The sequence below is a fragment of the Cytobacillus sp. FSL K6-0129 genome (genome assembly GCF_038007625.1).
GTDB classification, from domain to species: Bacteria; Bacillota; Bacilli; order Bacillales; family Cytobacillaceae; genus Cytobacillus; species Cytobacillus kochii.
This window is the reverse complement of the sequence record NZ_JBBOXM010000001.1, coordinates 3056550-3079785: the sequence shown is the minus strand read 5'-3', so window position 1 is coordinate 3079785 and position 23236 is coordinate 3056550. Positions and strand designations below refer to the sequence as shown.

Sequence of the window (23236 nt, the reverse complement as noted above, 5' to 3'; positions counted from 1 at the left end):
ACGATACAACGAGAATTCTTCCCATTTATTCCTTCACTAATGATACATATTTCCCTTTACAGATGATTTTCGGTTAAATCTAACTCAAACTACAGCTTTTGCTTTTCAAAATAGCTATGATTCATAAGGAAGATATCATGAATGCATCGCCATGTTTGAACTTAGTATCTTTCATAAGGAAAGTTATATACACGTCCAACTATTTTTTCTTTTAGGTGTGATTCATTCCAGAAAGGGATAAACATTCCATTTATGTGCTCTATCCTTGAAATACCCTTGTCCTTTCTCAATCAAACATTGCAATTCTTACAATAAAATTACCAATATTTTTCAACATTTACTTGGCTGTTTTTTCAGGAACCTTCTTTGTATCTTGTAATCCCTTCATAAAAGTGAATGCATTTTCTAACCATTCTTTCGTGGCAATTCCTTTTATATGGAGAACCGCTTTCAGTTTTTTCCCATCCATACCAAGCCCAATCATGCGACCAAATTGATTGCTAAGCTTGAATACTTTTTGCCCATCAGCTTCCACACTACCTTGCTCAGATAATAGGATAAGCACTTCATCTTTTGATTGCTTCACTAGTTCGACCCCAGCCACTTCTCCATATACTTTCATTTCAGCAATTTTAAATAAATACGCGACTTCTTCCGGATAATCACCAAATCGGTCAACCATCTCATCTTTCAATTCATCAATATCCTCAAGGCTCGTAATCCCACGGAAGCGTTTATACATTTCAATTTTTTGATGTCCATCAGAAATAAATGCATCTGGAATATAAGCATCAATTTCTAAATCAATTTCCATTGGCTCTTTTCTCGGCTCACCGCCCATGGATTCTTTCCTCTCTTCAATTGCTTCTTTCAGCATTTGTGAATATAGATCAAACCCAACAGAATCAATAAAGCCGTGTTGCTCCGCTCCAAGTAAATTACCTGCACCTCGAATCGTTAAATCTCGCATGGCAATTTTAAATCCAGAGCCAAGCTCCGTAAATTCTTTAATCGCCTGCAAACGTTTCTCTGCCACTTCTGTAAGGACTTTATCTTTACGATAGGTAAAGTACGCATAAGCAACACGGTTAGACCTACCTACCCTTCCTCGCAATTGATACAACTGAGATAAGCCCATGCGATCAGCATCATGAACAATTAATGTATTTACATTTGGTATATCTACACCAGTCTCAATTATCGTTGTACTTACTAAGACATCATATTCACCGTCGAAGAAACCAAGCATGACGCTCTCTAATTCATTCTCCGACATTTGACCATGTGCATAAGCGACCCTTGCATCAGGAACTATCATAGAGATTTCCTCTGCTTTACGCTCAATATCCTCCACGCGATTATAGAGGAAATAGACCTGACCACCACGTGCTAATTCTCGCTCGATTGCTTCCCTCACCAATACACCGTTATATTCCATCACATATGTTTGTACAGGAAAACGATTTTCAGGTGGTGTCTCAATAACGGATAAATCCCGAACGCCCAGCATCGACATATGCAATGTACGCGGAATTGGTGTCGCTGTTAATGTTAAAACATCGACATTGGTTTTTAATTTCTTGATTTTCTCTTTATGAGTAACACCAAACCTTTGTTCTTCGTCTATAATTAACAAACCGAGATCTCGATAAGTTAAATCTTTAGAAAGGATACGGTGAGTACCAACGACAACATCAACCGTCCCCGCTTTTAATCCTTTAATCGTTTCAGTTTGTTGTTTCTTCGTACGGAATCGACTCAACATACCGATTTTTACAGGGTAGTCTTGAAACCGCTCAAGCATCGTTTCATAATGCTGTTGTGCAAGGATCGTTGTTGGCACAAGAAAAGCAACTTGTTTACCATCAGCAACTGCTTTGAATATCGCTCGTATTGCCACTTCTGTTTTTCCATAACCCACGTCTCCACAAAGCAAACGGTCCATTGGTCTTTCTCTTTCCATATCTTTTTTAATCTCATTAATGGAACGAATTTGATCTTCTGTTTCTTGATATGGGAAAGCAGATTCAAACTCTCGCTGCATATCACTATCAGGGTTAAAAGCGTATCCTTTAGATGCTTCTCTTTCGGCATATAATTTAATAAGGTCATCGGCGATATCTTCAACAGAGGATTGGACTTTTTTCTTTACCTTCTTCCAATCGTTACCGCCAAGTTTATAAATCTTCGGTTCTTTTGATTCAGACCCTACATATTTTTGTACAAGGTCAATTTGTTCAACAGGAACATAAAGTTGATCACTACCTTGATAACGAATATTCAAATAATCTTTATGGACACCATTAATCTCTAAAGTTTCAATTCCTAAGTACTTCCCAATACCATGATTGACATGAACAACGTAATCACCAATCTTTAATTCCGAATAGCTCTTAATTCTTTCTGCATTGGAAAGTTTTTGTCTTCTCTGTTTCTTTCTTGTTTTATGATTAAATAGCTCTTCTTCTGTAATTACGGCAATCCGTTGATTATTAAGCTCAAAACCTGTTTGAATTGCCCCTTCTAAAATCTGAATTCTTCCTTGTGCAAGGAGAGAGTCCTGTTTGATGATAGCGGATTCAATATCATAATCCTCTAACACATTCTGCAATTTGTGAACCCGTTCTTCATCTACAGCAAGAAAAACAATAGCATAATTTCCTTTTTTCCAGCGATCAACCTCTGTTTTAAGCACATGCATTTGACCATGAAAATTTTGCATCGGCTTACAGGAGATATTAATAATATTTTGCGGATTTGTATTCGGTACATGTCGTAAAAATAAGGACATATAAACAATCGGATTTTTCTTAGTATACATTAGTTCTTTTAAAGAATGAGAAGTCACAACGTCGTGAATAATCTGTCCTTCTTCAAGTAGGTTCGTGTACCATTCTGCTTCTTCTTTATCAAGGGAATCATTCATTTCTTGTACACGACTGACTTCGTCTACAAAAATCAATCCGTTCGCAGGAAGATAGTCTATTAAACTACTGCCTCCCTCATAAGCAAGGGATAAATATTTATATAATTGCTCTGGTTTAGTACCAGTCTTTAATTGTTCTAATTCATAACCGATATTTTGTGTAAGGCTTTGTTTGGCTTGGTCATTTTTTAATTTTTTTAAGCTTTTACCCAATCCTGACTCTAAAGTATGAATAAGCCGCTCAAAATGTTCACCTTCCATTGGTGTTTCTGTAGCTGGCCCAATTAACACACGCTCAACCTTTGACTTTGAGCGCTGATCTTCTAAAGAAAAGAACCGGATAGAATCAACCTCTGTATCGAATAATTCAATCCTAATAGGGTCTGACTCTGTTAACGGATAAATATCAATAATACCACCGCGAACACTAAATTCACCTGGAGAGGACACCATCTCCACTCGACTGTAGCCCATTTGGATAAACTGATTTAATTGTTGTTCGGTTAGCTCATCGCCAACTTTTAACGTTAACTGAAGTTTGCTCCACAACTCTTTAGGTGGGAGGATCTTCTTTAACCCGGCCATAGGTACAATCATGACACCATCATTTGCTGACATCATATGGTTGAGTGTTTCAATTCTTTGCCCTTTTAATTCTGGGCTAGATATACTTAATTCAGCTGCAATTAACTCATTTGCAGGATACAAGAATACTTGCTCTTCTCCTAGAAGTTGTGTTAAATCATCATATAATTTTTGCGCTTGCAATAAATTGTGGGTTGTCACAAGTAAGGGACGTTTAGACTGTTCATATACTGCCGCCAGAAAAAGCGTTCTAGCTGAACCCGTTAAACCTGCCACCATTTGTTCATTTAACCCTTCATCTATGCCTGATAATACAGACAAGACCTCATCCTGTTGTGAAAATACTTTTTTAAGCCCTAACATGCAGTAATCCTCCTATTACAAAAAGCAACATCTCTCCCTCAACCTGAGAAAGCTACTACTCCCCTATTTGCTCTTCTTTTTAAATACATTTTTAAAGCACTTTAAGCTCCCTAAACCTCGTATAGGTTAGGAAGCCAAATTTTTCTTACTTACATGTTTATACTCACAAAGCATATAAATCATGCGTATTTTTTCAAACAATGGTTGTTAACTTTATATATTATTCGATTTTTATAAGAAAAGTCCCTCTATTATCGTACTAAACTTTTTTCCTATCTATCGAAAAGAGTATAAAGAAACAGAAAAATGCTTTGGAAAGTACTCCAAAGCTTTAATGAATAAGAAAGTCTTGCTGATAGTAGTCTGGATTACGCTCTAGTGATTCATGGCAATCCTCACAAATCGCCTTCACGTAAACGTTTCCTGAATTGTCATACTGGATCATTTCATGTCTTTCTTCTTCATTTAATTTATGAAAGCCTAATTGCTCTGCTTGAACCGTTTGTTTATCGACAGTCCCTAAAGATACCCCGCAATGGCGGCATGAGTAATGAATAGCCAACAATAACACTTCCCTTTATCCATCAATTGTCATTATTATTGACGGTTTGTTGGAAGGATATGCACAAGTCATTATATCATGATTGATTATATACATTCATGACTTGAAGGAAAGGTATATTTAACCATTCTTCACACGCATCAGTGCATTTATTAATAACGGCTTTCATTTCGTTCATTTCTTCTTCAGAAAACTTACCAAGTACATAATCGGGGACTTTCATTCCTTGAGGCGGACGATCTATCCCCACTCGGATGCGGTTAAATTCTTGCGTACCGATATGAGCAATCGTTGATTTAATCCCGTTATGTCCACCAGCACTTCCTTTTTGTCGCAAGCGAATCTTTCCAACCGGTAAATCTAAATCATCATAAATAACTACAATATTCTCTATCTCAATTTGAAAATAATCCATCAGTGGTCTAATGGATTCACCTGATAAATTCATATATGTAAGTGGTTTTAATAAAAAAACTTTTTCTCCTTTTACAAATCCAGCACCATACAACCCTTTAAACTTTGATTGATCAAGTGGAATGTCCCACTTTTTAGATAATTCATCGATCACATCAAATCCAATATTATGTCTTGTACGATCATAGGGCTTACCTGGATTACCTAACCCTACAAATAGTTTCACTAAGCACTTTCCCCCTTACCTCAAATAAGGACTGACCCATTGGTGCTCTGGTCAGTCCCCACCTTAGTTTGGTATTATTCTTTTTCGTTTATAACTTCCGGTTCTTCCACAACTTCCTCTTCTTGTGGTTCTTCTTCCACACGAGGAGGGAGGACGGAAAGAATCGTCTCTTCGGCGTCATGTTCAATTTCATACGAGGAGGCACCTTTTAAATCTTCAATAGTGACTACATCGTTTATCTCTAATTTAGAAATATCCACATCAATTGATTGCGGGATATTGCCAGGTGTACCGGTAACAGTAATCTCATGTAGCGCTTGTTGCAAGACGCCACCTTCTTTAACACCTGGTGAGTCACCGACCGTATTTACAGTAACTTCTGCTGTAATTTTTGTAGATTTATCTACAGATAATAAATCAGCATGTACCACTGTATTTTTTAATGGATCGGCTTGGTATTCTGTTAAGACGACATCTACTTTCTTACCATCAATATCGACTGAGAAGACTCCATTTCTACCAACTTCTTTAATCGTCTTAATAAAATCAGCCTCATTAAAGAATATTGGCTTACTCTCCATCTTCGTGCCATAAACAATTGCTGGAACATTACCATCTGCACGAATTTTAGTTAAAAATGAGTGACGAAACTCTTTTCTTTCCTTCGCTTCTAAAACAGTCATTCTAACGTCCCCTTTCAAAATTTAAGGCTTATTATTAAAAGATTCCCTAATTAACTGAAAGATAAACATCGCTCGACGTTTGTAAGCAAAATGTCCATTATTTAACTAAACGTAATGATCCGATAGATGGCATGATTTGTCAGAATTGTTTTAATCGAACAACACACTTACAGATTGCTCTTCGTGGACACGAATAATTGCTTCTCCAATAAGAGATGCAACAGATAGCTCGACGATTTTCCCTGTTTTCTTCTCTTCATCAAGAACAATAGAGTTAGTCACAACTAGCTCCTTAATTTGTGAGTTTTCAATACGGTCAATTGCCGGTCCAGATAAAACAGGGTGCGTACAGCAAGCATACACTTCTGCAGCTCCATTTTCTACAAGTGCATTTGCAGCTAAAGTGATTGTGCCAGCCGTATCGATAATATCATCAATAAGAATAGCTATTTTCCCCTCAATATTACCAACAATATTCATCACTTCTGCCACATTTGGTCTTGGACGGCGCTTATCAATGATGGCAATTGGCGCTTTTAATTGATCTGCCATCTTACGTGCTCTTGTTACACCACCATGGTCTGGAGAAACGACAACAATATCCCCTTCTACCTTGTTCTTGAAGTATTCAGATAGGATTGGTACACCCATTAAGTGATCGATTGGAATATCAAAGAATCCTTGAATTTGTGGAGCGTGCAAGTCGAGCGTAATCACACGTGTTGCGCCCGCTGTTTCTAATAAATTTGCAGCAAGTTTCGCAGTAATTGGCTCACGTGCACGCGCTTTACGGTCTTGGCGAGCATATCCATAATAAGGCATAACAATATTAATTGTTTTAGCAGATGCTCGTTTTAGGGCATCAATCATAATTAATAATTCCATTAAATGCTCATTTACTGGATTACTAGTTGATTGGATTACATACACATCACAGCCACGAATACTTTCTTCGATATTAATTTGGATTTCACCATCGCTAAAGCGCGTAACCGAACATTTACCTAATTCTACACCGATAAATTTAGCAATTTCACTGGCAAGTCCTTTATTTGAATTTAAAGTGAATACTTTTAAATTGGGATCTAAATACTGATTTGACATGATGCGCCTCCATAAATTTTTATTTCTTTTGATTTAATTGATCTACATAATTCTCTTTGTTTACTTGACGAGCACGTGCAATAGATAAGGCATTGCCTGGCACATCATCAGTAATCGTAGATCCAGCTGCAATATAAGCACCTTCACCAATTGTAACTGGTGCAACCAAGTTTGAGTTACAACCAACAAATACACCGTCTTCTATCTTTGTTAAATATTTGTTCTTTCCATCGTAGTTAACTGTTATCGAACCACAGCCTAAATTAACGTCTTTTCCGACCTCAGCATCACCAATATAACTTAAATGTGAAGCTTTACTACCCTTGCCAAACTTCGCTTTCTTTATTTCTACAAAGTTGCCAATTTTAACTTCATCATCAATTTGCGATTGCGGTCTAATATGGGCAAAGGGACCAATCTTTACTCCCGCACCAATTTCACTATCATGTGCCACTGATTGCCTTATGACCGTTTCACTGCCAACTTGACAGTTTTCAATCTGAGTAGAAGGACCAATCTCACAATCCTCACCAATAATGGTATGCCCCATCAACATAGTGCCAGGGTAAATAATTGTATCTGAACCAATCTCGACATCCACACCGATATAAGTATTTAATGGGTCAACAATTGTTACACCATTTCTCATATGATGTTCGTTGATACGTTTCTTTAAATACATCTCCGCTTGTGATAACGCCACCCGATCATTTACTCCTAAGGTTTCCTCGAAGTCAGGTGTTTGATACGCAGTAACGATTTCACCTTGGGCTTTTAAGATTTCAATGACATCAGGTAAATAATATTCACCTTGGGCGTTATCATTAGATACTTGTGATAGCGCTTGGAATAAAGCTTTGTTATCAAAACAATAAGTTCCAGTGTTGATTTCTTCTATCAATCTTTCTTCTTCTGACGCATCCTTATGCTCGACAATTTTCTCTACATGACCAGCAGTATTCCTCACTACACGACCATAACCTGTCGGTTGATCAGTATGCGCTGTTAGTATAGTTGCTTTCGCAGATTGTTCTTCATGATGTTTAAATAACGCTTCCATTGTTTCTGCTTTGATTAATGGTGTATCTCCACAGATAACAAGCGTGACACCTTCTTTATCCTGCAACAAATCTTTCGCTTGAATAACGGCATGAGCCGTACCAAGCTGTTCTTCCTGCAACCGGTACTCACTCGCTTCTCCCAGCTGTGATTGAACTAGATCTGCTCCATGACCAATGACAGTTACAATATCTTTTATATCAAGTGTAGATACTTGATCAAAGACGTGCTGAACCATTGGTTTTCCACAAACAGGGTGTAGCACTTTATATAGCTTAGATTTCATCCGTGTACCCTGACCAGCAGCTAAAATGACCGCATATCGATTAGACATTTAAAGTCCTCCAATTAACCTTTTTATCCATTAAAAAATATATCCTAAATAGCATATGATTTCAAGGAATGAAAGGAAAGTACATATTTTTGTCAATTAGAATGACTTTTTCACACGTCTACACACCCCTATACATTTGAACTAATTTACACACAAAAAAAGAGCCCATACCTAAGATGTATGGACTCCTACCTGCGTGTCTATTTGTCTACGAAGCACCCGCTTCTTCAAATTCTACTTCCTCTAATTCACCTAAACGATGGTACTCTGCTAATACTGCTTCTTGGATTTTACCGCGAGTCCCGGAATTAATCGGATGAGCAATATCTCTAAACTCTCCATCCGGAGTACGTTTACTTGGCATCGCTACAAATAAGCCGTTATTACCATCAATGACACGAATATCATGAACGACAAATTCCTGATCCAAAGTAATAGATGCAATCGCCCTCATGCGGCCATCCGTATTAACGCGGCGTAATCTTACGTCAGTTACTTCCATTCTGTTCACCACCTTTTCCCAGTAGATAAAATCCTTTACTTACAATTCCACATATAATTGCAAACTCCTTCTTAATTAGAAAAAATATTTCGTAATTTTAGGACAAATGGATGATTTCCATTAAAATTCTTCCAAATACCATTTCCTTTTACTATTTCGATTTCATGAAATTCACTTTTGTCTCATAAAAAATACACCATCCTTTCAGAATGGTGTATCCCCCACATGAGATTTACTTCACAAGCGCGATAACTTCTATTTCAATTTTTGCTTCTTTTGGCAATTTTGCTACCTCTACACAAGAGCGAGCGGGTTGGTGGTTATTGAAATACTCTCCATAAACTTCATTCACAGTTGCAAAGTCGTTCATATCTTGGATGAAGACAGTTGTCTTGATGACTGTTTCAAGTGATGCACCTGCTTCTTGTAATACTGCTTGTAAATTTTTAAATACTTGATGTGTTTGATCCTTCACATCACCATCTACCATAACACCTTCTGTAGTTAATGGTATTTGTCCCGAGCTATAAAACATATTATTTACAACAATACCTTGAGAATACGGTCCAATAGCCGCTGGAGCTTCATTCGTTTGAACGATCTTCATTTCAATCTTCCTCCCTCTCCCTACTTAATTCCTTTTGAAGTAGTTTCCTTCAGTTACATTAATACGTTTTTCTCTCACATCTACATCTGCTAACTGGACGAGAGATACATACTCATCAACTAAACGTTCATCTGCATTTTCTGATTCTACTAAGACAGCAATTCCAGCTAGTGTAGCTTTAAATTCATCTAGCATACTAATCATGCCATTAATTGTGCCGCCGGCCTTCATAAAATCATCAACAATAAGTACTTTCGAACCTTCTTCTAAACTTCTTTTAGAAAGAACCATTGTCTGAATCCTTTTCGCAGACCCTGATACATAGTTAATGCTGACTGTAGATCCCTCTGTCACTCTACTATCTCTTCTGGCAATGACAACAGGAACATTAAGATAATTAGCGACTGCATAGGCAAGCGCAATTCCCTTTGTTGCAACTGTCATGACCATATCAATATTTTTATTAATATAAGCCGATGCAATTAACTTACCGCATTTTTGTACAATCATAGGGTCACCTAAAATATCAGTCATATAAAGGTAACCGCCCGGCAAGAGGCGATCAGGACTTGCAATTAACTCACATAGTTCTGCAATGATCGGTTTCGCTTCTTCATCTCGTACCTTCACCTGATATCTCACGCCACCCGCTGCCCCTGGAACTGTTTCTAATGTGCCTATTCCGCGAAGCTCAAAAGTGTCTTTTATTATCGCTAAATCTTCGCTAATTGATGATTTAGCTGAACCATATCTTTCTGAGAAAAAGGTTAAGGATACCAATTGTCTTGGATGCTCTAAAAGATAATGTGTCATATCAATTAGACGTTCACTACGACGAAATTTCATGATTGGCCCTCCTTTTAATTAAAAACCGAATATTATAACGATAATATAACATTATTATACGTCTTTAATCAAGTTTATGCTGTTCTCCAAGGAGTCTAACCGCAAAAACTTGGTCACAAAATCCTCTTAGACCATTATAAATGCGGTGCATACGAGAATCATGCTGTGCTAAACCAAATACAGTCGGGCCACTACCACTCATTAAGACTGCATCAGCACCAAATCTCTGCATCTGTTCCTTAATCTGGTTAACCTCTGGATGCATTTTTAACGTCACACTTTCAAGGACATTAGACAAATGTGCGCAAACATCGCTATAAGACTGATCTTCAATGGCCTTAATCATTGCTAAGGTTTGCGGATGTTTAATTCCCTGCTTATTTAAGCGGCGATACACCTCAGCAGTCGAAACACCGATAAAAGGTTTGGCTAAAATCACCCAGCAAGTTGGTGGAGCTGGTAAAGCTTGAATAAGCTCTCCTCTACCTGTAGCAAGGGCTGTCCCTCCATAAACGCAAAAAGATACATCAGAGCCGATTTCTGCACCGATTTCCGCTAACTCATCAATCGTTAACCCTAATTGCCACAGCTTGTTCAAGCCTCTTAACGCGGCCGCTGCGTCACTGCTTCCCCCAGCTAATCCCGCAGCAACAGGAATCACTTTTTCAATCGCAATACTAACCCCTTGCTTCACATTAAACCTGTTCTTTAGCAAATGTGCTGCCTGATAAGCTAAGTTCCTATGGTCATCTGGAACAAAGCGATTATGTGAAACAATTTTTATCTCATCTTTATCCAATAACGTTAATTCAAGACGATCTGCCAAATCAATGGTTGTCATAATCATTTCTACTTCATGATAACCATCCTCTCGTTTACCGAGGACATCTAGTGATAAATTGATTTTAGCAGGAGCCTTTACTAAAAGTTTCAAACTCTCCACCTACTTTACAAATTTCAGGACGACTCCATTTTTTGTCCTATTTTACCACAAAACTAGAAAAGTAAGACGTATGCAATAATATTATTCAATATTAAGATTAATTTTTTGACATTAGCCTGGGAACAATCAGCATTTTCACGATGAAAAATAAGTAATCGCAAAACGAAATAAAGTAAACTAAGTACTTATGCCCAAGCGGTCTTTGTTATGTACAAGCTGTGTATAACGATTGTAAAAAACAGATTAAAAGGGCGCTCGTCTTACAAATCAGGTGTGACTCTTGATTCGCATTTCCGGGGGATCGTTTTTGTAACCAACATGAAGTATAGCTTTCTGGATCGATTTTATCCGCACCCGGACTAAACTTCTGAAGTTTGTTTTTTTCGATTGGGCTTCTTTTGCCCTAATCTAACTCGATTTCACCTAACCATATCTCCTTCGTTCACCTTCCTGATTCTGGACTTTCGTTCGCCTACGCGTTTGATATTAAATACTTTCCTTCCAGAGAGTTTAAGCATAAAAAAATACTCCTCCATAGGTAGCCAGATATTTGTCTACCTATAGGGGAGCATTAGCCTGATTTCATATTTGTTTCTTTAAAAAACACAATGAATTATTTTGTCTGATAGGATGCTAAGGCTTTTTCTACTGCTCTTTTCACCATATTGCCAGCATCCTTAGAAGTAATACCGCCCCAGCCTTCTTGTTGAACGGTTTCATAAAAGCCTAATTCTTTAGCGAGTTCTTCTTTCATTCCTTCTGACATGATTCGTCTTCTTCTGCTCATCTTGGAATCACTCCTTATTCATTGCTACTCATAGCTTTCCTCAGAAGTATTTCTTTCATAAAGGTAATTACTAGTAGTTGTTTTAACCTTTCTAAAACACAAAAAAGCAGCAAATTGGCTTGCCGCTTTTGTTGATGTTATATAAGGTTAGCTTAAAGCAACTTGTCCTGATGTGTCTTCATAGAAAGTAATTTGAACCGTTTCTGTTAAAACATCCGCATAGCTGTAAGATACGCGTTCAAATGCATTTTCATCTTGATCTAACTCGATGACAAATACAGATGGATACGTTTCAGCTAAAACGCCAGACCGTTCAATTGTCTTTCTGCGTCCGCCATTAGCCTTGAGCATTAGCCTTTTACCAAGATTTGAATCAAGTGCCTTTTTGATATCCAATAATGTTTTTCCCATTCGGTCCACCTCACTATAAAAAGTATACCACTTTACCACAATTAAGTCAAGTAAAATTATTAATTATATCAATAAACAAAAACAGTTGCAACACATTTCGTTCTACTTTTTTTGCTAATTTTCTACATTCCTAACATTCCCCATCTTTTAGGAAATTATGTAAAATTATTGAGAATCTTATTTTTCCTCATAAAAAAGAAGCCCTACCAACATTGGCAAGCCCCTCTAACATCCCCTTATTTTATCATTTTCCCAAAAGGTAAACTCTCTTTTAAAATGACCCAAACGGATCAATAGATTGTTCTTCCTCTTCCTCATAATGGAACGGCATACCCGTCCTAAGCACACCTTTTGTTTCCACCCCACCTAAGCCTCTTTCACCAGATAATGTATTTCTTAACACATCCCAAACACGAATATGCTCATTGTAAGGTGTAAAACTAATCTTACTTACAATATATACGGGATCTAGCGCATGAATATTTACTCTAGAAGGAGAACTAGCAAAATTAGCTCCAGCATGAATCAGGGATTCAAAGTGAGATTGACAAGCTCCAGCAAAGATGACAAGTTGATCTAAATGAGGAACCTTCTTCCTCGCTTCTTTCACCGTTTGCACAAAATGCTTAGAATGGCGGTATGCCTCTATATCTGACTTACTACCCTTTGCCTTTGTATATGCGTCATGGCCAGTAATAACTAAAATATCCGGTCGATAATAATCAACTAACTCCCCAATAACACGAGGCATATCTTTTTCACTTAAGTGTAGTCCAGTAACTGGAATACCGATTTTCTCATAAACCGTTAAACATTTCTTTAAATAACCTGGATCACCATCAAGATGTAATACCTTCCCGGGCAATTGAAAATAATTAGCTGCTTTACTATATCCCTCTGTTACTGTATATTCTCTTTTCTCTTGCAATAGATGAACATCTTGACGGAATAATTCAAGAGATTGTTCTTCAAGTGTGCGGAATTCCTGCATAATTCTTCGCTGATCAGACTGACTCATGATGATAAGATCCTCATAAGGAGCATCTGCAATGAGCCTTATATCTTCTCCATATAATACCGCCATCCTTTTCCCATCATGCTCTCTTATGTCAATAACGCGGAACATAATATCACAATGATAGGAAACCCTCCCAACGATATCCATTAATTTTATAGTCACTGTCGTCACTCCATTTTGGGCCATTTCCCTGAGTCTGTTTCTTTAGTTAAATTATGCGCCAATGCTTGGACCTGTGCTTCTCTATAGCGCCTCTTCACCGTACAAGGAAAAATTGCAAATCCCAAAAGCCAAATAAAAAACGGACTAAACACTTTTAATAAAGTCATTAGTCCGGTTCATATGTGCTAATACCTAATAGATGTTATGAACTGAAGTGAGGTAGTAATGCGTCAGCCAAACGAGCGAATTCTTCTAACCCTAACGTTTCTCCTCTTCTCGTTGGTTCAACCCCCGCTTGATTTAGTGCCTGTAAAATGAACTCTTTTCTTTCTTTCCCCTTCTCTAACTGACTCGTTAAATTATTGAGGATGGTTTTTCTCCTTTGAGCAAAGCTTGCTCTTGTTACTTTAAAGAAGAAGGCTTCATCTTGGACTTTCACTGCTGGTTGATCTAATTTTGTTAAGCGGATAACAGCAGAATCAACATTCGGTTGAGGAATGAAGACAGACTTAGGAACAATCATAACAGTCTCTGCTTTTGTATAATATTGAATTGCAATCGAAAGGGAGCCATAACTTTTAGAGCCAGGACTCGCAGAAATACGTTCTGCGACCTCCTTTTGCAACATACATACAATACCTCTAATCGGGAGCTGATCCTCTAATAACTTCATAATAATTGGCGTAGTGACATAGTAAGGTAAATTAGCAACTACCATTAAATCATCGATATTTGCGAATTCTTGTTGTATCGCCGAAACGATATCAGCCTTTAGCACATCTTCATTAATAACTTTTACATTCGGATATGGCTCAAGTGTATCTGCCAATATTGGTAATAGTCGGTGATCAATTTCAAAAGCTAAAACCTTCTCACTTCTCTTAGCTAATTGCTCAGTTAATGCTCCAATACCAGGACCAATTTCAATTGCACCAGACTTGGATGTTAATTCAGCATGATCCACAATTCGATTTAATATATTCGTGTCTATTAAGAAGTTTTGACCTAAACTCTTTTTAAACGAAAAGCCATGCTTCTCTAAAATTGCTTTCGTTCTTATCGGTGTGGCAATATCCTTATTCATAACCAAGCTCCTTGTCCATTTTAGCTACCGCTGCCAAAAAGTCTTTCTTTGTAATTTGAAACATTGTTAAACGTTTATAAAGTTGCTTGCCATTGGCATAACCTATCTTTAAAATCTTGCCTAGCTCTTCACGGCGCTTCTTTGCGTCACTGCCACCAATTAAGCCTGCGTCCATTAAATCAGCCTGCGTCACTTCAGACACAGCCTCCTCTGTCATGACATAGGCATGGGAGAGCGCCTCTCGTATTACCTCAACAGAAGCATGCTCTACACCTACACCTTTACCATGCTTAGCTATCGCAAATTGTTTATCAATAAAAGCGTGCTTGCATTGTGGGACATGCTTTGTAATCGTATGTCTAATTTTCTCACCAGGAAAATCAGGATCTGTTAAAACAATAACACCTCTCGTTTTTTGCGCCAGTTTTATTTTTTCTAATGTCTCAAAATTTATGGCTGAGCCATTTGTTTCAATTGTATCGGCATCTAATGCCTTTTTAATCGCGACAGTATCGTCCTTACCCTCTACCACGATAATCTCTTTTATTTTCATCTTAACACCTATCCGTTCACTAAAAACTTCCAATTTATACTTATTCAGCAAACTTATTTTAAATAGAATGAATTATTTGCAAAAAAAGTGAAACATTTCTGTAATGTTAATCGTCTAAATATATATAATGATAGTACAGCAAGATTGCATGCATTTTATTATATATGAAACATCCTACGAAAGAAAATGCAAATAATTATAACAGAAAAAGAGCAGAGGATGAATTCCCCTGCTTACAAACACCATCTAATTAAGCACACGTATTTTCACTTGCTTACGTCCCCAACGATAAGCATCAGATTTACTGGAGAAAAATACGTCAATCTTATTCCCTTTAATAGCAGATCCCGTATCGGAAGCTACAGCGTAACCATAACCTTCCACATATACTTTTGTCCCTAAAGGAATAACGCTCGGATCTACCGCTATCACCTTTGCTCCCGGATTAGCTTTTAAATCTAATCCCGTCGCTGTGACACCTGAACAACCATTACAACCTGCAGTATAGGCAGTAGAGCTAACATACATTTCTTTGCCACTAGATTCATTAGTCTCGCCGCGAGATGCCACTTTTGTAACTGGTTGAGATACTTTTGTTCCAACAGCAACTATATGATTTTTTGATTCTTTTACTTTTTCTTCACTAAGTAATTTACGAGAGATTTCTTTTCCATTTTCACGAGTAATTTCAAATTCTTTTTTCAAAAGACCCTCTTGACCTTTTTCAAGAACCTTTTCACTACCCTTTTTCAAGCTATCGTCTTTTTTAGTTACGACCGCATATTCAATTGGTTCTTCCACTACATCGGTGACCTTTTCAACTCTGATGACTTTTATTACGTCATTTTCTTTGACTGTCTCATCCAACTTTGGTTCAACACGATCTAATTTTCCTAGCTTAATATCTTGTTGCGATAAAAAGTCAGCGACCGTAGTCGAAGTTGACCACACTTCTTCGGTTTTATCATTCGCACCGTCTGCTAATTCAATTTTGAACGCGCGATCAATCTTGATGTCCATCTTACCTGTAATTTTATCACCTAATTTAGGCTTTATGGCATCATGTTTACTTAATTCAATATTCTCTTCATCTATCAGCTCTTGCACAGTATCAGCTGTTGTCCATATGACCTCGGAATCTTTTTTGTCGGTAATCTTCACCTGCACTGCAGGGTTCCAAACCACTTCCATATTGTCCTTAACGGCTTTATCTACCGAGGGGTACACATAGTCTTCTGAGCGTAATCCTATATCCATTTCGTCAAATATCTCTTGAATGGTTTTTGCGTGTGTATTTATTGTTTGTTCCTCACCATCTAATGTTAGAGCAACGGTTTTCTTTGTCATTTCAAAGATTAAAAAACCGCTAGCTGTAATCGTAACGATTAGACTAGCAAAGATAACTGCCCATTTTTTCTTGCTCAAAGACTTGGATAACAGGTTTTTCATGTAATTTATCACGATGAAAATTGCCTCCTTTTCTCTCGGAGTGATTATATAGACTATCTTGCTGACTGTCAACACTCACTATCTGATTTTTTGGAGGGAAAGATAAAACGGAACATCCCCAAGTATTCCTCTTCCCCTTATAAAGAGTTCAAGAAAAGAACGTTCACCTTATCATCCACACCCCCTAAAAATACTGAATCAATCGAGCATTTCAGAAGTCAGGCAAACTGATATACCTTCTATTCTCCGAAACACTCTTTTTTCCCTCTTTCCATACAAGAAAAAATTTTTTCTGCACGTACGCTCTATTATGCAGAAAAAGCATTTTTTTGCAAAGTGAGAGATATCGACATGGTTATCCTATGAGGACAGATTCCTGTGTAGAACTTTTTGGTATAAGAAAACATTTGGACAAGCTTCTATTATTTTTGACAATATTTGCTGTCAATTTATAGCGAATAATTTTTTTGCGTTTTCGGTTGTAATTGCTGCAACTTCTTCTACTGGAATGTTTTTAATTTCAGCAATTTGTTCACAGACCAACTTCACATAGCTTGGTTCATTACGTTTGCCACGGAATGGGTGCGGAGCTAAATATGGGCAATCTGTTTCGATCAACAATTTTTCTAATGGAATCTCTGCTGCCACTTCCTTTGGTTTTCTTGCATTTTTAAAAGTAACAGGGCCACCTAATGAAATATAAAAATTCATATCAATGCATTCTTTAGCTGTTTCAGGGCTTCCACTAAAACAATGCATAATCCCACCTACTTCAGCAGCATTTTCTTCTTTTAATATTTCTACGATATCAGCTGTTGCTTCACGGTTATGAATAATAATCGGTAATTTTACCTTTTTTGCCAATTGAATTTGTTGTCTAAACACATCTTTTTGCACATCTTTTGGTGACTTATCCCAATGGTAATCTAATCCCATTTCTCCGATTGCGACTACTTTTGGATGCTTCGATAATTCTTCTATCCAAATTAAATCTCCTTCAGTCATATCAATCGCATCAACCGGATGCCAACCAATGCTCGCATAAAGGAAATCATATTGTTCAATCAGTTCCATTGCTCTTTCAATTGTAGGTCTATCAAAACCAACAACGACCATTTTTTCAACCCCAGCTTCTCTTGCTCGCTTAATCACTTCTTCCAAATCCTCGTCATATTGTTCCGCATTTAAATGAACATGTGTATCAAATAGCATCCTCATTTCTCCTTTTTTATTATTATTTTAGAAAACTAACAACTATAATATTAAATGAACATCTTCCTTCTATATATATATAGATAACCTTAATAACTTTATTTAGATATATTATATAAAAATAAAAAACATAGAAATGCATCATCGTCTTTGTAACGGATCACATTTCTATGTTCTAAAAACCTTCTGCTTCCATTAATCGGATATTATTTGACTCTCGCGCCTACTGGTAATGACTCTGCAATTGTAGCTAATGATAATGCGCCATCTTCACTTCCAGCAAGAATCATTCCCTCAGATAATTCTCCACGCAATTTAACAGGTTTAAGATTGGTTACACAAATAACTTTACGGCCAACTAAATCTTCTGGTTTGTAAAACTTTGCGATACCTGAAACAACTTGACGTTTTTCATAACCTAAATCCAATTGTAATTTTAATAACTTATCCGCTTTTTTGACTGGTTCAGCCTCTATAACTTGAGCAACACGTAAATCCACTTTCATGAAGTCATCAATCGTGATTTCCTCACTATCTGGTTTCGCTTGTACTTGCTTCTCTTCTTTTTCACCTTGAGGTGCACTACCCTGCATTTTTTGCTTAATATACTCAACCTCTTCACTAATTTCAAGACGAGGGAAAATAGGGTCGCCCTTTTGTACTTTTATACCTTCGCCAATTTTACCAAATGTCTCAATGCTCTCCCAAGAGATGAGCTCTTCTTTGTTTACATTTAACTGTGTAAAGATTTTCTCTGGTGTTCTAGTTAAGAACGGTTGTAATAGAACGGCGATTCTTCTTAACGATTCTGCTAAGTGGTACATCGTCGTTGCTAATTCCTCTTGTGTACTCTCCTCTTTCGCAAGCATCCATGGCTTTGTTTCATCAATATACTTATTCGTACGACTGACCAATTGCCATACAGCAGACAACGCAACTGAAAACTCCATGTTTTCCATTGCTTCTTCATATTTTCCAACTGTCTCTTTATTCATTTGTACAAGCGCTTGATCAAATTCACCGTTTGAACCACGATAAGTTGGAATTACGCCATCAAAGTACTTATTAATCATAGCCACTGTACGATTCAAGAGATTTCCTAAATCATTGGCTAAATCAAAATTAATACGCTCGATGAAACCTTCAGGTGTAAATACACCATCAGCGCCAAACGGCACTTCGCGCAATAAGTAGTAACGTAACGCATCTAAACCATAACGATCAATTAATGTGACTGGGTCTACTACATTACCTTTAGATTTAGACATCTTTCCATCCTTCATTAATAACCAACCATGAGCGAATACTTTCTTAGGTAATGGTAAGTCTAGTGCCATTAACATAATTGGCCAGTAAATAGTATGGAAGCGCACAATTTCTTTTCCGACTAAATGAACATCTGCAGGCCAGTACTTCAAATACTTACTATCATTATCTGAGCCATATCCTAATGCAGTAATATAGTTTGATAAGGCGTCAATCCATACATAAATGACATGCTTAGGATTACCAGGAACCGGAACACCCCAATCAAATGTTGTACGAGATACAGCTAAATCCTCTAACCCAGGTTTAATGAAGTTATTAATCATTTCATTTTTCCTAGACTCTGGTTGAATAAAAGAAGGGTTGTCTTCGTAATATTGTAGTAACCGATCAGCATATTTACTTACTTTAAAGAAATATGACTCCTCTTTCACACGATGAACCGGTCTCCCACAATCTGGACAGTTACCTTCAACTAATTGTGTTTCAGTAAAATACGATTCACAAGGCGTACAATACCAACCTTCATATTCCCCAAGATAAATATCACCTTGCTCTAATAATTGAGCAAAAATCTTCTCAACTACTTCTTTATGTCTTGTTTCTGTTGTACGAATGAAGTCATCATAAGAAATATCTAAATTTTTCCATAAGTCTTGGATACCACCAACGATTTCATCCACATAACTTTGGGGAGACACGCCTTTTTCTTCCGCTTTTTCTTGAATTTTTTGGCCATGCTCATCAGTACCCGTCAAATACATTACATCATAACCTCGTAGACGCTTATAACGTGCCATCGCATCACCAGCAACGGTCGTATAAGCATGTCCAATATGTAAATTTCCGCTCGGATAGTAAATTGGAGTGGTTAAATAAAAAGTCTTTAATTTTTCCTCCATGTTTATTTCCTCCTCATCTTAAAAAACCCGCCCTTATGACGAGTCTAATCTCTCATATCTGACCATATATTTATTGTTTCTTCTTTGCATGAAAAAAAGAATATATATGAGTCATCTTAGCCTCTATCTTCCTCAAAATATACCTAAAAACTTGAATTTGTGCAACATTTCCGAAGGGAGAAGCGATGGTTTTATTGCAATCTCCGTGTTTTTTCAAAAGCCATAATCAAATTAATCGTTCGACAAAAAATAGACAAATAGATGAAATTTGTCGAATTATGTCGTTTTGTCGAAACGAGGTATGTACGTCTACTGGAAATTGGGTGAGTTTTTATCCATGACTTTTCCATCATAAACGTTGATAAATCAATATTCCTCTTCATGTTAATAATTTCCACACAAAAATAAAATAAAGTAATTGACGATTATGGCAATGGTTGGTATTATAATATCAACAATGATTTTTGTCGAATAATGACGAAAAAGATAAATAATTAGATAGATGACTGGGAGGAGCAATTAATATGAAATCTACTGGTATTGTTCGTAAAGTTGATGAATTAGGTCGTGTAGTTATTCCAATTGAACTTAGACGTACTCTTGGTATTGCAGAGAAAGACGCATTAGAAATCTATGTGGATGATGAAAAAATCATCTTAAAAAAATATAAGCCAAACATGACTTGCCAAGTTACTGGTGAAGTATCCGATGATAACATCTCACTAGCTGGTGGAAAATTAATCCTTAGCAAAGATGGCGCTGAGCAATTAATTAAAGAAATCCAAAGCAATTTTGAACTAACTAAATAAATAAACAAAGAGACTCCTATTTGCGAGTCTCTATTTTTTTACGCTTCATCAATATGATAAATCTTGTATACCTCTCGTTTATTCATATCACGGTCTAGCGCTGTTTGTTTAATGGCATCCTTACTTTTCATACCTTTTTCTTCTATATAATAAGTAATTTGCTCTTCAATAGATAACCCTTCCCACCACTTACTTTCTTCTACTGGCTCTTTGCAACCCTCAATAATTAAACAAAATTCCCCGCGAATTTCAGATTGGCCTGCCCATTCTACTGCTTCTCTTATCGATCCTCTAATAAACTCTTCATACTTCTTTGTCAGCTCCCTACTCAAAACAATTGAACGATCGCCTAAGATATCTAACATGAGCTGTAAGCTTTCCTTCAACCTATGAGGAGATTCATATAGAATGATTGTAGAAGATACTTTTGAAAGCGTCTCTAACTCTGCCTTTTTCTGCTTCTTTTGCCGATTTAAAAAGCCATAAAAGAAAAATGGCTGTGTTGGTAGCCCCGAGGCAATCAATGCTGTAAGTGCAGCATTCGCACCAGGTAACGGGACAACAGTGAGCTTCTCTTCAATGGCACTAGTAACCAGTTCATATCCTGGATCAGAAATGGTTGGCATACCTGCATCACTCACAAGCGCAATTTTCTCTCCATCTTTCAACTTCGCAATTAATTTATAGCCGCTACTCTCTTTATTATGCTCATGGTAACTAATAATGGGTGTCTCTATCTCAAAGTAGTTGCATAGTTTTTTTGTATTCCTAGTATCCTCTGCAGCGATCCAATCGGCTTCCTTTAATATTCTTAAGCTGCGATAGCTAATATCCTCTAGATTACCTATGGGTGTTGGCACTAAGTAGAGAATACCTTTTTCACTCTCCATATGGAAACTCTTCTGTTGTTGCATATTACTCACCGACCTTCTTCTCTTTGGGTATTCATCCATTCAATTTTTTTCTGTCTACTCAATCGCTTAAAACGATATTCCATTTTCTGTGCATCTGACTTACTAGAAAATATTTGATGAAAAATAAGCGTTAGCGGGGCTCTTCCCCTTGTATATTTAGCGCCTTTCCCAGCATTATGCTTTTCTATCCTTTGCATAAGATTATTTGTATATCCAGCATAGAAGGTGCCGTCTTTGCATTCGAGTACGTAAAAGTAATGAGTTTCAGTCTCCATACAACATCAACCTCATTTCCTTTGTATACTCACCCGACGTCTCATAGATATACAATGGCGGCAATATTTTTAAGTCAGGTTTTCCTTTTTTAATGCCTTCCACTAGAAGCACATTCGCTTCTTTTCCTTGCTCAGGATAAACGAGTTGAATCCTTTTTGGTTCTATCTCATACTTTCTCATTAATGTCACGATATCTAACAACCTACCTGGGCGATGAACAAAAGAAACTTTCCCTCCGTGCTTAACTAGTTGACTAGCTGACTGAATTGTATCTTCTAATGTACAGAGAATCTCATGCCGAGCAATCGCATAATGCTCATTTTCATTTTTATGTTTATTGGTATCAACTGGAAAGTAAGGTGGATTGCATGTCACCACATCATACTTAGCATACCCTAATTGCCGAGCAATGCCTTTAACATCTCCCTTTACCACCTTAACTTGATTCTCTAGTTGATTATAATGAATACTTCTATTCGCCATATCAACAAGACGATCTTGTATTTCCACCCCTGTAATCATTCCTTTTGTTCTTGCGCTTAAAAACAAAGGTATCACACCATTCCCACTACATAAATCTATGATATTTCCTTTTTGTATAGGTAAGTAGGTGAATCGAGCTAATAACACGGCATCAACCGAAAATGAAAATACGGAAGGACTTTGAATAATTCTCAATCCCTCTGCTAACAAATGATCTAACCTTTCATCACCCTTTAAAATAACCATTTCTCTTCCTCCATTACTAAAAAGCACACTTCGTATCTATTTATTTTATCGGTTGAAGCCCCTTAAGCCGAAGATTCCTCTACACTTAGAAAACGAAATTTATATCTTTAAAAAAACCTTCCTTGTTTAGAAGGAAGGTATCGATTATTTTTTATTTAAAAATGATAAACAGAACAAGCAATCCCCATCTTTTCTAGGACTACCAAAATGAAGATTACAAATATGGAACCCTTCTTGATATAGTCTAGCCAGGTTGTCATAGCCTTCCCCTATATCAAAGAGTTTTTCTTTCTCTGTTTCTTCCTTCTGCTGTTCATTTTTCTTTTCTCGGTCAGATGTAATCTTTAATCTTCTACGTAAATGTTCATTTTCCAACTTCAATGCATTATTCTCTTCTAACACCTCAGCAAGATGCTGTTTCAACTCACCAAGCTGTATATATAATTGACCGATTTGCGATTCCATATTATCTACAGAGTCAAAGATTTCTTTTTTATCCAAGCATTCCAC

At 37.0% G+C, this 23236-nt stretch carries 23 protein-coding genes; 1 reads left to right on the top strand and 22 read right to left on the bottom strand.

Going from position 1 to position 23236, the window contains the following annotated elements; translation table 11 throughout:
- Positions 1-337: 337 nt before the first annotated feature.
- The 18 genes from mfd to metG form a co-directional block, all read right to left on the bottom strand.
- Entirely contained in the window at positions 338-3874 is a 3537-nt protein-coding gene (mfd, locus tag MHI57_RS15290; protein ID WP_307319217.1) for a transcription-repair coupling factor, read from the bottom strand.
- Between the two features lie 331 nt (positions 3875-4205).
- Positions 4206-4436, bottom strand: a complete 231-nt coding sequence (locus MHI57_RS15285; RefSeq protein WP_095371280.1) for an anti-sigma-F factor Fin family protein — start codon at positions 4434-4436, stop codon at positions 4206-4208.
- Positions 4437-4512: 76 nt separating this feature from the next.
- Entirely contained in the window at positions 4513-5076 is a 564-nt protein-coding gene (pth, locus tag MHI57_RS15280) for an aminoacyl-tRNA hydrolase (protein ID WP_340977115.1), read from the bottom strand.
- Between the two features lie 74 nt (positions 5077-5150).
- Positions 5151-5759 (bottom strand): 50S ribosomal protein L25/general stress protein Ctc, encoded by a 609-nt coding sequence (locus MHI57_RS15275; protein ID WP_095371282.1) that lies wholly within the window; start codon positions 5757-5759, stop codon positions 5151-5153.
- A gap of 150 nt (positions 5760-5909) precedes the next feature.
- The gene (locus tag MHI57_RS15270; RefSeq protein ID WP_095371283.1) at positions 5910-6863 is read right to left on the bottom strand and encodes a ribose-phosphate diphosphokinase; all 954 of its coding nucleotides are present in this window, start codon (positions 6861-6863) and stop codon (positions 5910-5912) included.
- A gap of 19 nt (positions 6864-6882) precedes the next feature.
- A complete protein-coding gene (glmU, locus tag MHI57_RS15265) occupies positions 6883-8256 on the bottom strand; it encodes a bifunctional UDP-N-acetylglucosamine diphosphorylase/glucosamine-1-phosphate N-acetyltransferase GlmU (RefSeq protein WP_340977113.1) in 1374 nt (457 codons plus the stop codon).
- A 208-nt stretch (positions 8257-8464) separates the two neighbouring features.
- Positions 8465-8758, bottom strand: coding sequence for a septation regulator SpoVG (gene spoVG / locus MHI57_RS15260; RefSeq protein ID WP_095371285.1), 294 nt, complete (start codon positions 8756-8758; stop codon positions 8465-8467).
- A gap of 232 nt (positions 8759-8990) precedes the next feature.
- Complete coding sequence (locus MHI57_RS15255; RefSeq protein ID WP_307319225.1) at positions 8991-9365, bottom strand: RidA family protein; 375 nt, start codon at positions 9363-9365, stop codon at positions 8991-8993.
- 24 nt (positions 9366-9389) lie between these two features.
- Complete coding sequence (gene purR / locus MHI57_RS15250) at positions 9390-10211, bottom strand: pur operon repressor (RefSeq protein WP_095371287.1); 822 nt, start codon at positions 10209-10211, stop codon at positions 9390-9392.
- A gap of 64 nt (positions 10212-10275) precedes the next feature.
- Entirely contained in the window at positions 10276-11154 is an 879-nt protein-coding gene (gene ispE / locus MHI57_RS15245; protein WP_442342021.1) for a 4-(cytidine 5'-diphospho)-2-C-methyl-D-erythritol kinase, read from the bottom strand.
- 613 nt (positions 11155-11767) lie between these two features.
- Positions 11768-11941, bottom strand: coding sequence for a small, acid-soluble spore protein, alpha/beta type (locus MHI57_RS15240; RefSeq protein WP_307319231.1), 174 nt, complete (start codon positions 11939-11941; stop codon positions 11768-11770).
- Between the two features lie 147 nt (positions 11942-12088).
- A complete protein-coding gene (veg, locus tag MHI57_RS15235) occupies positions 12089-12352 on the bottom strand; it encodes a biofilm formation stimulator Veg (protein WP_095371290.1) in 264 nt (87 codons plus the stop codon).
- A 271-nt stretch (positions 12353-12623) separates the two neighbouring features.
- Positions 12624-13532 carry a sporulation peptidase YabG gene (gene yabG, locus MHI57_RS15230; RefSeq protein WP_095371291.1) on the bottom strand — a complete coding sequence of 303 codons (909 nt, stop codon included), beginning with the start codon at positions 13530-13532 and terminating at the stop codon, positions 12624-12626.
- Between the two features lie 202 nt (positions 13533-13734).
- Positions 13735-14616 carry a 16S rRNA (adenine(1518)-N(6)/adenine(1519)-N(6))-dimethyltransferase RsmA gene (gene rsmA, locus MHI57_RS15225; RefSeq protein WP_095371292.1) on the bottom strand — a complete coding sequence of 294 codons (882 nt, stop codon included), beginning with the start codon at positions 14614-14616 and terminating at the stop codon, positions 13735-13737.
- Positions 14609-15169 (bottom strand): ribonuclease M5, encoded by a 561-nt coding sequence (rnmV, locus tag MHI57_RS15220; protein WP_095371293.1) that lies wholly within the window; start codon positions 15167-15169, stop codon positions 14609-14611. The genes rsmA and rnmV overlap by 8 nt, the downstream gene beginning before the upstream one ends.
- A gap of 246 nt (positions 15170-15415) precedes the next feature.
- A complete protein-coding gene (locus tag MHI57_RS15215) occupies positions 15416-16618 on the bottom strand; it encodes a G5 and 3D domain-containing protein (protein ID WP_307319253.1) in 1203 nt (400 codons plus the stop codon).
- A gap of 444 nt (positions 16619-17062) precedes the next feature.
- Entirely contained in the window at positions 17063-17830 is a 768-nt protein-coding gene (locus tag MHI57_RS15210; protein WP_328200216.1) for a TatD family hydrolase, read from the bottom strand.
- Between the two features lie 206 nt (positions 17831-18036).
- Entirely contained in the window at positions 18037-19998 is a 1962-nt protein-coding gene (gene metG, locus MHI57_RS15205; RefSeq protein WP_340977104.1) for a methionine--tRNA ligase, read from the bottom strand.
- A 518-nt stretch (positions 19999-20516) separates the two neighbouring features.
- Here metG and MHI57_RS15200 point away from each other — a divergent pair.
- Entirely contained in the window at positions 20517-20807 is a 291-nt protein-coding gene (locus MHI57_RS15200; protein ID WP_180317054.1) for an AbrB/MazE/SpoVT family DNA-binding domain-containing protein, read from the top strand.
- Between the two features lie 38 nt (positions 20808-20845).
- On the opposite strand, the gene rsmI is transcribed toward MHI57_RS15200, so the two are convergent.
- From rsmI to yabA, 4 genes are all read right to left on the bottom strand, one after another.
- Entirely contained in the window at positions 20846-21721 is an 876-nt protein-coding gene (gene rsmI / locus MHI57_RS15195; RefSeq protein ID WP_322910618.1) for a 16S rRNA (cytidine(1402)-2'-O)-methyltransferase, read from the bottom strand.
- A gap of 5 nt (positions 21722-21726) precedes the next feature.
- The gene (locus MHI57_RS15190; RefSeq protein ID WP_095371300.1) at positions 21727-21996 is read right to left on the bottom strand and encodes a GIY-YIG nuclease family protein; all 270 of its coding nucleotides are present in this window, start codon (positions 21994-21996) and stop codon (positions 21727-21729) included.
- A complete protein-coding gene (locus tag MHI57_RS15185) occupies positions 21986-22726 on the bottom strand; it encodes a tRNA1(Val) (adenine(37)-N6)-methyltransferase (protein WP_095371301.1) in 741 nt (246 codons plus the stop codon). The genes MHI57_RS15190 and MHI57_RS15185 overlap by 11 nt, the downstream gene beginning before the upstream one ends.
- A gap of 144 nt (positions 22727-22870) precedes the next feature.
- Positions 22871-23227: a DNA replication initiation control protein YabA gene (gene yabA / locus MHI57_RS15180; protein WP_095371302.1), complete on the bottom strand. Its 357-nt coding sequence runs from the start codon at positions 23225-23227 to the stop codon at positions 22871-22873.
- Positions 23228-23236: the final 9 nt, after the last annotated feature.

What these genes read in the sequence shown, in the direction of transcription:
- MHI57_RS15240 (WP_307319231.1), bottom strand. Translation starts at nt 11,941, where the DNA reads ATGAGCAGAAGAAGACGAATCATGTCAGAAGGAATGAAAGAAGAACTC.
- MHI57_RS15185 (WP_095371301.1), bottom strand. Translation starts at nt 22,726, where the DNA reads ATGGTTATTTTAAAGGGTGATGAAAGGTTAGATCATTTGTTAGCAGAG.
- spoVG (WP_095371285.1), bottom strand. Translation starts at nt 8,758, where the DNA reads ATGGAAGTAACTGACGTAAGATTACGCCGCGTTAATACGGATGGCCGC.
- MHI57_RS15270 (WP_095371283.1), bottom strand. Translation starts at nt 6,863, where the DNA reads ATGTCAAATCAGTATTTAGATCCCAATTTAAAAGTATTCACTTTAAAT.
- MHI57_RS15190 (WP_095371300.1), bottom strand. Translation starts at nt 21,996, where the DNA reads ATGGAGACTGAAACTCATTACTTTTACGTACTCGAATGCAAAGACGGC.
- mfd (WP_307319217.1), bottom strand. Translation starts at nt 3,874, where the DNA reads ATGTTAGGGCTTAAAAAAGTATTTTCACAACAGGATGAGGTCTTGTCT.
- rsmI (WP_322910618.1), bottom strand. Translation starts at nt 21,721, where the DNA reads ATGCAACAACAGAAGAGTTTCCATATGGAGAGTGAAAAAGGTATTCTC.
- MHI57_RS15255 (WP_307319225.1), bottom strand. Translation starts at nt 9,365, where the DNA reads ATGAAGATCGTTCAAACGAATGAAGCTCCAGCGGCTATTGGACCGTAT.
- purR (WP_095371287.1), bottom strand. Translation starts at nt 10,211, where the DNA reads ATGAAATTTCGTCGTAGTGAACGTCTAATTGATATGACACATTATCTT.
- MHI57_RS15215 (WP_307319253.1), bottom strand. Translation starts at nt 16,618, where the DNA reads ATGAAAAACCTGTTATCCAAGTCTTTGAGCAAGAAAAAATGGGCAGTT.
- rsmA (WP_095371292.1), bottom strand. Translation starts at nt 14,616, where the DNA reads ATGAATAAGGATATTGCCACACCGATAAGAACGAAAGCAATTTTAGAG.
- glmU (WP_340977113.1), bottom strand. Translation starts at nt 8,256, where the DNA reads ATGTCTAATCGATATGCGGTCATTTTAGCTGCTGGTCAGGGTACACGG.
- MHI57_RS15210 (WP_328200216.1), bottom strand. Translation starts at nt 17,830, where the DNA reads ATGCTATTTGATACACATGTTCATTTAAATGCGGAACAATATGACGAG.
- rnmV (WP_095371293.1), bottom strand. Translation starts at nt 15,169, where the DNA reads ATGAAAATAAAAGAGATTATCGTGGTAGAGGGTAAGGACGATACTGTC.
- metG (WP_340977104.1), bottom strand. Translation starts at nt 19,998, where the DNA reads ATGGAGGAAAAATTAAAGACTTTTTATTTAACCACTCCAATTTACTAT.
- MHI57_RS15275 (WP_095371282.1), bottom strand. Translation starts at nt 5,759, where the DNA reads ATGACTGTTTTAGAAGCGAAGGAAAGAAAAGAGTTTCGTCACTCATTT.
- veg (WP_095371290.1), bottom strand. Translation starts at nt 12,352, where the DNA reads ATGGGAAAAACATTATTGGATATCAAAAAGGCACTTGATTCAAATCTT.